We start from the raw sequence: 12644 nt of genomic DNA on the forward strand, positions 1-12644 counted from the left end.
TACCTATTATGCCCTCTTTTTAATTATTTGTCATAGGACTTAAGAATGAATTTTCGATAGTCCTCAAGTGCAACCATTTCTTTCTATTATTTATACGTGCCTTACTTATAAGTATATTATAGGTAGAAATTGAACGATAGGCATAAAAGAAAGCCTGAATCAATGTTGTATTGATTCAGGCTTTCTTTTTATAAACATGCGCGTTTTATTTGATCCCCTATAGACTAGGAATGGATCTCTCTATAAATCAATTTACTTTCTGGAATGTCATTACCGATGCGGATATTTTCTTTGATCATCATTTCAACATCCGTGACCTCTTTTTGATTGGCGAAAATAGTAACTAAAGATTCTCCTTTTTTAACTGGATCTCCTACTTTTTTACGTAAAACCAATCCAACAGCCAAATCAATATAATCCTCTTTTGTTTCTCTCCCGGCACCTAGCTTCATTGCTGCAACTCCAATATTGTCCGCCACGATTTCAGAAACAAACCCATCTTCATCAGCCAAGACTTCAAATTCATACTCTGCTTGCGGTAATCGCTCTGGATTTTCGATCCAAGTAGGATCTCCGCCTTGGTTTTTAATGAATTGTTTGAATTTGGTAAGTGCTGAGCCATCTTCGATGACTCCTTTCAGCATTTCTCTTGCTTCTGCTAAGGAATCTGTTTTGCCGGCAAGCACGACCATCTGACTACCTAAGGTCAATACTAGTTCTGTTAAATCCTCTGGGCCATGGCCTTCAAGCGTATCAATCGCTTCTTTAACTTCTAGTGAATTGCCGATCGCATTGCCTAAAGGTTGTGACATATCTGAAATGATCGCCATTGTATTTCGTCCAACGAGATTCCCAATACGAACCATTGCTGAGGCAAGTTCTGCCGCTTCTTCTTCTGTCTTCATGAAAGCACCTGCGCCAGTCTTTACATCCAAAACGATTGCATCTGCTCCTGCAGCGATTTTTTTACTCATGATTGAACTGGCGATCAAAGGGATCGAACTAACTGTTGCTGTAACATCTCTTAGAGCATATAGCTTTTTGTCTGCCGGTGTCAGATTTCCAGATTGTCCGATCACAGAAATCTTATCACGATTGACCATTTCGGTAAATTCTTCATCAGTCAATTCCACATGAAAACCAGTGAAGGCTTCTAATTTATCGATCGTACCACCTGTATGTCCGAGACCGCGACCTGACATTTTAGCAAAAGGAATATCTAAAGCAGCGACTAATGGTGCTAAGACCAAAGTTGTTGTGTCGCCAACCCCACCAGTGGAATGTTTATCTACTTTGATTCCATCGATATTCGATAAATCGATCACATCACCTGAAGCGACCATCGCCAAGGTCAAATTGGCCCGTTCTTCGTCTGACATGTTCTGGAAATAGATTGCCATCAGAAAAGCACTTGCCTGATAATCAGGAATCGTACCATTCGTATAACCATTAACAAAAAACTCGATTTCTTGCTTACTTAGTTCTTTGCCATTTCTTTTCTTTTCAATAATATCTACCATTCTCATAGTTGGCTGCCTCACTTTCGTGTTTATTTTCTTATCTTAATATCCGTCTGTTGTATTTTCGCTTGTTGCATCGACGATTGCAACACTGGAGCTGGCACCAATCCTTGACGCGCCAGCATGGATCATAGCTTTTGTATCTTCAGCTGTTCTAACTCCGCCGGAAGCTTTGACTCCGATATCAGGTCCTACAGTTTTACGCATTAAGGCAATATCTTTTACTGTTGCTCCGCCTGTTGAAAAACCAGTAGAAGTCTTGACAAAATCAGCGCCTGCCTGAACTGCCAAGTTCGAAGCAGTAACGATTTCTCTATCAGTCAAAAGGCATGTTTCTAAGATAACTTTAACAAGAGCTCTTCCTTTAGCTGCTTCAACAACACCTTGAATATCTTTCAAAACTGTCTCTTCATCACCTGATTTCAATGCACCTACATTGATCACCATATCAACTTCTGTCGCACCGTTTTTGATTGCATCCTCTGTTTCAAAAGCTTTGACACTAGTCGTATTCGCACCCAATGGAAATCCAATCACTGTACATACTTCAACTGATGTTCCAGCTAATTCTTTACTTGCTAACGCCACCCAATATGGATTAACACAGACAGAAGCAAATTCATATTTCTTTGCTTCTTCAATAATAGTAAGTAAGGCTGCTTCATTTGCCTCAGGTTTCAATAATGTGTGGTCGATCATTTTGTTTACGTTCATCGTCTTCTCCTTTTTAGAAATTCCGTTCTAATATATCGAAATTTCGTTCATACATAAAATTTATAAAAGAGTAGAAAAAATACTTCTACTCATCTATCTTACTTAATAATTCAATAATTTCAGAGCTGTGAATTTATCGATCAAAAGAACATTTGCATATCCGCCAACTAATGCCCCATGGATCGCTTTGACTTTTCGATCGCCGCCAGCAATCAAAATCGATTTTTCCTTTTTCTTCAGCTCTTCAAGTTCGATACCGATCGTTCTGCTATTGATCTCTTCATCGCTGATCTTGCCATTTTCATCAAAAAATCTAGAGCAAATATCTCCTACAGCATTTTCCTTCAATGCTTTTTCTTCAGATTCAGTAAAGTAACCTAAACGAAAATGGAGCGATTCACTTTGAACTGTTCCAACTGTAAATACAGCAATATTCGCCTGCTTTCCTAAGTTGATGACCTTACTGATGTGTCGATCTTCGACAACTAAATCTTTCGCGATCTTACTATCTAAAATAACTGGTAAAGGGAAGGTCTTCGCTTTAGTATTCAGCTTTTCTGCAAATAATGTCAATGTCTCAAATGCATAGTTATTGACATCAAAATAGGCGATACCACCTTTTAATTGGACAACCTCAACACCTTTGATATCTAAATGATTCATCTTAGATACTGTCTTGTGCATCGTTGTTCCCCAACTGATGCCAATAATATCTCCACTTTTGATGATTCCTTCCAGATACTCTGCAGCATAAGAAGTTAAATATTCAGAAATAGAGTTATATTCTGGATCTGGAGAGAATGCGACCTGAACATCAGTTAGATGATATTTCTCTTTTAGTTTTTGTTCGATCTCAAATAAATCTGAAAAAGGATCAAAAATCGTGATTTGAACATATCCTTTTTCCTTCGCGTAATTCAATAGCCTTGAAATCGTGGGACGCGATACATTCAATTTTTCTGCAATCTCCTGCTGACTAAGCGAAGATTGATAGTAAAGCCTTGCAACTTCGATACTTAGCTGTTGTTTTTCTTTATCCATACCCATTGTCCGTTCTTTTTTATTTGTTTTATTATATCAAGAACAAACTGGGAAAACAAATACCTACTTAATCTGTCAAATACATCGCTCTTAATTCATTTAATTTTTCCTGATCGATATTTAGACATTCTGCCGCATATTTTTCAGCTGTACCAAAGTTTTTCTCAATCAAATTGAATGCGTGATCCAGATATTCTTCTTTGACATACAGCGCTGTTGCTAGCGATGCCAACTGTTCTTCGTCAAAGCCTTGTTCTCTAAACTGTTGGATCAGCTGATCATTTGCTTGCTTTCTTTCTGTGTTGGTGATCAGAAAGTCTTTGTAGATTTCTTCCTTTTCTACATCTAAAAGTAATAATAATAATGCAGAGGCATATCCTGTCCGATCTTTACCGGCAAAGCAATGGAAAATCGTTGCTCCTGTTTTATTCGCTAATATATAGTCCATAAATTCGGTAAAGCCTTCCTGTGCTCCCGGGTTCAAAATCAAATCTTCGTAAACCCCTAACATATGCTGATCAACAGCATCGATCGATTTCAATTTAGCAAAATCTGCCAAACTCGAACTTTTAGCGTTCATTTTTCCTAATAAATCTAAATTGATATACTCAACATCTTCGATCGGTGTATCTGGCGACTCACTGATTTCAAAATCTCGTCTGAAATCGATGATCCTTGTCAAATTGAACGTATCAACAAGTAAGTCTTGTGTTGCTTGATCTAAATTCACCAGATGGCCCGAACGCAATAATTTTCTTGGTTTTACTTTTTTCCCGTTTTTATTTTTAATACCGCCTAAATCTCTAAAATTTGTGATTTGTACATTCATTCATTTATTCCACCTTTATACGTTTACTTGTTTTCTTTTTCTTTCTTCTGCAAATGCAACGATCCCCAAAAGAACTGCGATGATCACGATTGAAATGTAAAATATGATAAACGTATCATTCCAGCCATGCAGAACATGTCCAAAGAAGTTTACTCCATTTTTGGATGGATCCGAGATCTTAGCCAATAAAATTTTTGCCATCGAATCACCAAACAAGTAGGCAAATGCGCCAAGCAATCCGCCAGATACAACTGTCGCCTTTTTAGGTACGAAGCCCAACATCGAAAGGTTGATCAACAACTGTGGGCCAAAGATCATCATACCTAGAATAAATAATGCACTATTGATCACTACTTCTGTCGTACCGATCTGATACGCAATGATTCCGATCGGTAACAAAATAGTACTGATCGTTGCAACTAAAGCAGGTCTACCTTTTAATAAATCTGAGATGTAGCCCCAGCCAAGACAGCCGATCAAAGCACCCATTTCAAAGTAGAAAATAGTTTGAGCTGCAGCTTCTTGAGAAAAATTCAGATGCTCTGTTACATATAGTGGTGCCCAGTTATCGATACCAATACGAACAATATAAACAAATACATTGGCCACACACAGCACCCAAATGTATGGATTCGTTAAAAGATATTTCTTGAAAATCTGCCATTTCGTTAAGTTCTCAGCATCTACATTCGCTTCTTCAACCGGCTCACCAAAGATTTCTTCGCTTGAATTCCAGCCAAGATCTTCTGGTCTGTTTTTACCGATAAAGAATGTTACGATCGCAATGACTGCTGCAACTAATGCTGGAATGATAAACATACCTGCAACCTGACCCTTAAAAAAGGTTTGAGCACACCATACAGCAAAAATCCCTGCAAAACCGCCACCAATATTATGTGAAGCATTCCATAAGCCAATGTATCTGCCACGATTGCTTCTAGTTGTCCATTGCGTGATCACAGAAGCACAACTTGGTCCGCCTACACACTGGAAAAGTCCGTTCAACGACCACAAAACAACGATCCAGCCCATTGGGACATTATTCATTGTAAAAAGAATTCCCATACATAAAACGGTGATCGATGATAATAGCAGCAATATAGATAAGATTTTCTTTGTATTTTTTCCATCGACGATATAACCAACGATAAATTTACCAAAACCATAAACGATGGAAAAGACAAAACCAATATAACCTAGATCTGTTGTAGTCAGCCCTAACTGACTTTTTAACAACGGTTGTGCTGCTTTAAAATTATTTCGGATCATATACATCGTAATGTAAATGACAACAACGACCAAAAACGGTTTCATAAATTCTTTGAACCATTGTTTTCTTTGTTCAGTCAAGGTCAACTGAGCTTGTTTACCAACAACTTTACTCGTTTCTTCCAAATTATCTCACCTCGAAAAAATTGATTATAATGGTTAGCGCTTTCCAATATAGTTGTATCATACACGACGGAAGAACAAATGTAAATACTTGTTGAAATTTTGTTCAAATTATTTTTTTAGTAAAAAAGTATCTCAACTATGTCATTTTAGCTGAGATACTTTTGTTTTTATTCAAATAAATTTTTTTCTGCTGTTTGTCATAACTTATTCATCGTGATTGCTATTTAGTTCAGTGATTTTACCAGTCGCCAGATAAACGATCCATTCACAAATGTTTGTTACATAATCACCGATACGTTCTAAATAAGTCGCTACATGAAGATAGTCCGTTCCACTCACTACTGTTTCCGGATTAGACTGCATTGCTTCAATACAGTGGCTGTAGATACTATCAAAATATTCATTTACTCGAGTATCCATTTTAGCGATCATTCGAGCATCTTTTTGATCTGTTTTCACGTATGCGATCAACACATTATCGACCATTTTTTTTACATAATCGGACATGTCTGAGATTTCTTTTTCGATTTCAGGAATACGCGTTTCCCCTTTTAGACGAATCGTTGACTTGGCGATAGACACCGCATGATCTGCCATTCTTTCAAGGTCAGAGCTGGCTTTCATGACCGTGATGATCATTCTCAAGTCTGTAGTTACTGGTTGTTGTAACGCGATCATTTCAAAACTTTTCTTTTCAAGCTTGACTTCCATATCATTGATTTCAACATCATAATCGATGACTTCATTAGCGATCTTTTTATCATGGTTGATGTAAGAACGTACCGATTTATGTACAACATTACTCACCATCATTCCCATTTCATAAAACTGATTATGCAGATTTAATAATTCTTCTTCAAACTGACTACGCAACATGTGGTTTCCTCCTTTTTTATCCAAATTTCCCAGAAATATAGTCTTCTGTTTGTTGTTCCTTTGGATTTAAGAATATTTTCTTTGTGTCATTAAATTCTATCAATTCCCCTTGTAAAAAGAAAGCAGTTTTATCAGAAATTCGAGAAGCTTGTGACATATTGTGTGTCACCATGATCATCGTATATTTCTCTTTTAAGGTCAACAGCATATTTTCGATCTTCCCGCTTGAGACAGGATCGAGCGCGCTCGTCGGTTCATCCAATAAAATAATTTCCGGATCTACCGCTAAAACGCGAGCAATACAAACCCGTTGCTGCTGTCCACCAGATAAGGACAACGCACTTTTATGCAGTTTATCTTTTACATCGTCCCATACTGCAGCGGCTTTTAAACTGGTTTCAACCGCTTCATCCAATACCTGCTTATCCTTTTCACCTTTTAAGCGCAGCCCGTAAATAACATTCTCATAGACCGAAAATGGAAAAGGATTTGGCTGTTGGAAGACCATCCCGATTTCTTTACGTAAATCAACCGTATCTGTCTTCGGTCCATAAATATCTTTTCCTTTATAAACCACGCTTCCTGTGATCGTCACACCTGGAATCAAATCATTCATTCGGTTCAATGAACGAAGATACGTCGATTTACCACAGCCGGAAGGACCGATCATTGCAGTGATTTCACCCTGATTGATACTTAGATCGATCCCTTTGAGTGCTTCTTTTTTACCATAATATAGATGTAGATCCTTTGATGAAATAATCTCTTTTGTCATCTTGTTCCTCCTAACCAAAATGTCCAGAAACATAATCTTCTGTGGCTTGAATTTTTGGTCGTGTAAAGATTTTTCTGGTTTCATCGTACTCGATCACTTTACCAAGATAGAAAAAGGCAGTGTAATCACTGATACGGGCAGCCTGTTGCATATTATGTGTCACGATAATAATCGTATAGTCATCTTTCAAATTGACTAAAGTTTCTTCAACTTTACCAGTTGAGATCGGGTCTAAAGCACTTGCCGGCTCATCCAGCAATAAAATATCCGGTTTCATCGCGATTGCTCTGGCAATACACAAACGCTGTTGTTGTCCGCCGGATAATGCCAATGCACTCTTATCAAGATTATCTTTGACTTGATCCCAAAGAGCAGCTTGCTTTAAACTGGTTTCAACAATTTCGTCCAATTTTTTCTTATTTTTTTCACCGTGTTGTTTTAAAGCAAATGTGATATTTTCATAAATCGATTTACTGAATGGATTTGGTCGTTGAAATACCATACCGATCCGTTTACGCATTTCATAAACATCCACTTCTTTGGTATTGACATTCACACCTTTGTACATAATGTTTCCTGTTACTCTTGTATTAGCGATCCCGTCATTCATTCGATTCAACGAACGCAGGTAAGTTGATTTTCCGCAACCGGAAGGTCCGATAAGTGCAGTGATTTTATTTTTTTCAAAGGCTAAGTCGACACCTTTGATCGCTTCATTATCTCCATACCAGACATGTAGGTCATCTGTATGTAAAGCGACCGGCTCCGGCACCTTGATAATATTGGTTTCATTCAAATTATATTCTTTCATTCTGATTCCCCTAACCTTAGGCTGATGTCATTTTCTTATACAATCTGTTTCCAATAAAACGAGCTCCGAAGTTGAATAATAAAACAACTAAAATCAAGACTGCAGAAGCTCCAGCAGAAACAGCCGCACCATCAGGCATTGTTCCTTCTGTGTTGATTTTCCAAATATGAACAGCTAGCGTTTCAGCTTGTCGGAAAATACTGATTGGGCTAGATACGCTTAATGGGTTCCAGTTTGTGAAATCAAGTGCTGGTGCACTTTGACCCGCTGTATAGATCAATGCTGCCGCTTCACCAAAAATCCGTCCAGAGCTTAAGATCACTCCAGTCAAAATCCCAGGCAAAGCCTCTGGAACAACCACCTTAGTGACGGTTTCCCAACGAGATAGACCTAAAGACAACCCCGCCTCACGCTGTGTATAGTGTACGGCTTTTAACGATTCTTCAACGTTTCTAGTTAAGAGCGGTAAATTAAAGAATGTTAGAGCTAAGGCACCTGAAATAATTGAAAATCCATACCCCATTTGCACAACAAAAATCAAGAAACCGAATAAACCAACTACAACTGAAGGTAATGAACTTAAGATTTCAATAGATGTCCGAATGACATCTGTTACCCAGTTTTTCTTAGCATACTCAGACAAATAGATGCCTGCGCCTAAAGAAATCGGAAAGCTGATCAACATTGTGATCAATAATAAATAAAGAGAGTTAAAAAGCTGAATACCAATACCCCCGCCAGCCTGATAGGCTTTAGAAGGTTTTGTCAGAAAATCCCACGAGATATGAGGAATTCCTCGGACTAAAATATACAGGAGCAGCGCTGCCAAAATCAAAACGATCACGCCTGAAATAAAATACAGGACACCTGTTGCAAATTTATCTGCTTTTTTTGCATTCATTATTTCAAGGCTCCTTTCCTACCAATGATTCGGATAATAATATTGAAGAACAGTGACATCAGTAATAAGATCAATGCTAATGACCATAGGACATTGTTTTCGACTGTGCCCATGATCGTATTTCCAATCCCCATCGTTAAGATACTTGTCAAAGTTGATGCTGGTGTCGTTAAACTTGATGGCATGATAGCCGCATTTCCGATGACCATTTGAATTGCCAGTGCTTCACCAAATGCACGTGCCATCCCAAAAACAACAGCGGTCAAAATCCCAGGCACAGCAGCACGTAACACAACTTTATAAATCGTTTGCCAACGTGTGGCACCTAGAGCTAGTGAAGCTTCACGATAATGACGCGGTACTGATTTCAATGCGTCGACCGTCATTGTTGTAACTGTTGGTAGAATCATAACAAAAAGGACGAACGTTCCAGCCAAAATCCCGAAGCCGGTCCCACCAAAAATTGAACGAATAAACGGTACGATCACTGATAGTCCAATAAAACCATAGACAACTGAGGGAATCCCAACTAATAATTCAATTACAGGCTGTAAAATTTTCGAACCTTTTTTAGGAGAAATTTCTGTCATGAAAACCGCTGCTCCAATTGCAAACGGCGTCGCAATGATTGCAGACAAAAATGTAACGATAAATGACCCTGTGATCATTGGCAAAGCGCCAACCATTGGCTTTCCATCTGTTCCTGTCTCACTAGGATTCCAATTCTTTCCAAATAGAAAGTCTGAAACACCGATTTTATTTGTAAAGAAGGTTGCCAAGCCTTTACTTGCTACAAAATAAAAGATCGATAATACTACTAAAACAATCAAAGCGATGCAAAGGAAACTAATGAACTTTCCTCGTTGTTCCATCTTGGCACGTTTTGATTTAGTTAACAATTTTTTCTGCACATCTTCCAAGAAAATTCCTCCTTATTTTAAAAGCGTGATGAGCTTGGCCCACTCTGACAGAAAACTAGACAAAATCAAATGCGTCACTTTTATCTTTTTCCTAAAGACCATCCTTTGTAGCTAAAAAAACCAAAATCTGAATAAGCTTGCTTCGTCTTCAAAGATCATTAGACAATAATAATTCCTCTCATACCCAGCTCTTTTTTCAGTCAGCTACTTCAGCGCTTTTCAAAACATTTTCCATAACAAAACAAGTGTATCTTTTCAACATAAATTTGCGTTTAATAACATGTAAAGCTTGTGTTAAGTTTGTAAATTTTGTGTAAAGGCCACTTATTTAACTAAATTACCTTGCCAATCACGTTCAACTTCCATTCTGGAAACTGGAATATACCCTAATTGACCAATGATTTTTTCTTGTACTTCGTCTGATAGCATAAAGGCCAAAAACTCTTTTGTTAGCTCTTTAGGCTCACCCAATGTATACATATGTTCATAGGACCAAACAATCCACTGATTCGTTGTTACGTTTTCATCTGTCGGCTTCACACCGTCGATGCTTAACGTGCTTACTTCATCATTCACATATGAAAATGCAGTATAACTGATCGCTCCAGGTGTATCTGCAACGATCGAGCGAACCATACCGCTTGAGTCTTGCTCTTGTGCCTGAATCGCTGTTTTACCATCAAGCACCCACTTTTCAAACGTTGCTCTTGTTCCACTTCCAGCGGCTCTATTAAGCATAACGATCGGAAGGTCTTTTCCGCCAACTTCTTTCCAGTTTTTGATTTCTCCTAAAAATATCTTTCTCAGATTTTCTAAAGAAATATCTGATACACCAACATTTTTGTTAACAATCGGAGTAATACCAACCACGGCGACTCGATGATCTGTTAGTTTAGCAGCATCGATCCCATTCTTTTCTTCAGCAAATAAATCGGAATTTCCGATATCAACTGCTCCTGATTGAACTTGGCTCAATCCCGTTCCGCTTCCTCCACCCTGAACATTGATAAAGCGACCAGGATTTTGGCTTTGGAATTCTTCCGCAGCAGTTTCTACTAAAGGCTGCAATGCCGATGAGCCCACAGCTGTGATCGATTCTCCTCGGTCGATCCATTTTGCGCATCCTGATAATGTAACTAATCCAATTAAACTAAAAAATAATAGCATTTTCTTTTTCATTTAGCTTATATTCCTCCAAACTCAATTCATCAATTTATTTTAACATTAACTTTTTAACTTGAAAATTATAAGTTTCCAAATTAACTTATTTCAAGAATTAAATAACACTTAACAAAAAAAGACTGTACATAGCAACTCAATAAGTGCTCTGTCAGTCTCTTCAATAGATTCTTATAATAATGGCGAAATCAAGCGTGCTAACCCTTCTTTGAGCTTAATAATGACCCCTCGATTACGGTATTTCTCCTCTGTTAACAATTCCGATACTTTAGAATCTTCGTAAAATGCTGATCGAACTTCTTCTGCAAAAGATTGATCATAAATAATTGTATTTACTTCAAAATCTAAACGAAAAGAGCGTACATCGATATTAGCCGAGCCTACAGAAACAATACCACCGTCGATGATCATTGTCTTCGCATGAATAAACCCATGTTCATACGTTTCGATAATCGCACCATACTCTAATAGCTCTGCAGAAAATGAATACGTTGCCCAATACACCAACATATGATCTGGCTTATTAGGAATCTGGATACGTACCTTCACACCAGATAGCAATGCCAGCTTCAGTGCTTCATGAATCGAAGCATCTGGAATATAGTACGGTGTCTGGATCAGAATCTCTTTTTTGGCAATCGAAATCATTTTTAAATAAGTCATTTTGATTTGTTCATGCTCTGAATCCGGCCCGCTTGTTACGATCTGAGCTGCTTTTTTTCCTTCAGAATGAATTGGTGGAAAAAATGCTGAATCATAGCTTAATTCTTTTCTATGCTGTGAGTTCCAATCCATTAAAAAGCGATTTTGCAAACTGTAAACAGCTTCACCGTGAATTCTCAAATGATTGTCACGCCAATAACCGAATTTTTTTACATTGCCTAAATATTCATCACCAACATTAAAGCCCCCAGTATAACCAATTTTTCCATCGATCACAACGATTTTTCTATGGTTCCGGTAATTGATTCTAGGATTTAAATAAGGTACAAATAATGGAAAGAAGAAGGCAACTTCTCCTCCTAAATGGCGCAACTCTTCAAAAAATTTCATATTTACTTGAGTTGATCCCCAGGCATCCAATAGTAACCTGACTTTAACGCCTCGTTTCAGCGCATCAACTAATTCCTGCCGCAGTTCTTTCCCTAAATTATCTCCACGATAAATATAATATTCCATGTGGATGTGATGCTCTGCTTCTCGAATATCTTTAATTAAGCCGTCAAACTTTTCCCGTCCATCCGTATAAAGAAAAAGTTCATTATTTGTTGTATACAATGAACTTTCAAATACTGTCAGCATATAGATCAATTGCTTTGGATCGACATCACCTGTTGCCGGATGCGGAAACAGGCCTCTCAACAATGATTGTTTTTCCGATTCTATTTCAGCGTTCATCCCGATTTTAGGCTGCATTTTCATATCAAATATCTTATCTTTGGAGATTCCTCGACCTAAGAATATATATAAAATAAAACCTAACACAGGAATAAACATCAACACTAACAGCCAAGACCATGTTTGTGCTGTTTGCTTTCTTTCACGAAATACAATAATCAACGATAAAAGCATATTCGCAATAAAAATAATAACAAATAAATTTTCATATAAAAACTTCATCTATTCCCCCAATCCGCAAACCCATTGATCCCCCTTGTAAAGCATAACGAACTTATGAAAATA

Annotated in this window: 12 protein-coding genes; all 12 read right to left on the minus strand. The window is 37.8% G+C overall.

Going from position 1 to position 12644, the window contains the following annotated elements:
- Positions 1 to 224: 224 nt before the first annotated feature.
- The gene (locus IGI58_RS02085; RefSeq protein ID WP_429954699.1) at positions 225 to 1526 is read right to left on the minus strand and encodes a pyrimidine-nucleoside phosphorylase; all 1302 of its coding nucleotides are present in this window, start codon (positions 1524 to 1526) and stop codon (positions 225 to 227) included.
- A gap of 36 nt (positions 1527 to 1562) precedes the next feature.
- Positions 1563 to 2234, minus strand: a complete 672-nt coding sequence (deoC, locus tag IGI58_RS02090; protein ID WP_429954697.1) for a deoxyribose-phosphate aldolase — start codon at positions 2232 to 2234, stop codon at positions 1563 to 1565.
- A 102-nt stretch (positions 2235 to 2336) separates the two neighbouring features.
- Positions 2337 to 3281, minus strand: a complete 945-nt coding sequence (locus tag IGI58_RS02095) for a sugar-binding transcriptional regulator (protein ID WP_429956309.1) — start codon at positions 3279 to 3281, stop codon at positions 2337 to 2339.
- Positions 3282 to 3342: 61 nt separating this feature from the next.
- Complete coding sequence (locus tag IGI58_RS02100; protein WP_429954693.1) at positions 3343 to 4104, minus strand: tyrosine-protein phosphatase; 762 nt, start codon at positions 4102 to 4104, stop codon at positions 3343 to 3345.
- Between the two features lie 15 nt (positions 4105 to 4119).
- Complete coding sequence (gene uhpT / locus IGI58_RS02105; protein WP_429954691.1) at positions 4120 to 5499, minus strand: hexose-6-phosphate:phosphate antiporter; 1380 nt, start codon at positions 5497 to 5499, stop codon at positions 4120 to 4122.
- Positions 5500 to 5703: 204 nt separating this feature from the next.
- Complete coding sequence (gene phoU, locus IGI58_RS02110) at positions 5704 to 6375, minus strand: phosphate signaling complex protein PhoU (RefSeq protein ID WP_087641291.1); 672 nt, start codon at positions 6373 to 6375, stop codon at positions 5704 to 5706.
- A gap of 16 nt (positions 6376 to 6391) precedes the next feature.
- Complete coding sequence (gene pstB / locus IGI58_RS02115; protein ID WP_069661845.1) at positions 6392 to 7150, minus strand: phosphate ABC transporter ATP-binding protein PstB; 759 nt, start codon at positions 7148 to 7150, stop codon at positions 6392 to 6394.
- Positions 7151 to 7160: 10 nt separating this feature from the next.
- Positions 7161 to 7961 (minus strand): phosphate ABC transporter ATP-binding protein PstB, encoded by an 801-nt coding sequence (gene pstB / locus IGI58_RS02120; RefSeq protein ID WP_087641290.1) that lies wholly within the window; start codon positions 7959 to 7961, stop codon positions 7161 to 7163.
- A 16-nt stretch (positions 7962 to 7977) separates the two neighbouring features.
- Positions 7978 to 8862, minus strand: a complete 885-nt coding sequence (gene pstA, locus IGI58_RS02125) for a phosphate ABC transporter permease PstA (protein WP_087641289.1) — start codon at positions 8860 to 8862, stop codon at positions 7978 to 7980.
- A complete protein-coding gene (gene pstC, locus IGI58_RS02130; RefSeq protein WP_087641288.1) occupies positions 8862 to 9782 on the minus strand; it encodes a phosphate ABC transporter permease subunit PstC in 921 nt (306 codons plus the stop codon). Before pstC ends, pstA begins: the two co-directional genes overlap by 1 nt.
- Positions 9783 to 10106: 324 nt before the next feature.
- The gene (locus IGI58_RS02135) at positions 10107 to 10961 is read right to left on the minus strand and encodes a phosphate ABC transporter substrate-binding protein PstS (RefSeq protein ID WP_429954688.1); all 855 of its coding nucleotides are present in this window, start codon (positions 10959 to 10961) and stop codon (positions 10107 to 10109) included.
- Positions 10962 to 11132: 171 nt separating this feature from the next.
- Positions 11133 to 12581, minus strand: a complete 1449-nt coding sequence (gene cls / locus IGI58_RS02140; protein ID WP_429954686.1) for a cardiolipin synthase — start codon at positions 12579 to 12581, stop codon at positions 11133 to 11135.
- Between the last annotated feature and the right edge of the window lie 63 nt (positions 12582 to 12644).

It is taken from the genome of Enterococcus sp. AZ020, from assembly GCF_050499205.1.
In the GTDB taxonomy this organism is placed as follows: Bacteria; Bacillota; Bacilli; order Lactobacillales; family Enterococcaceae; genus Enterococcus_L; species Enterococcus_L dunnyi.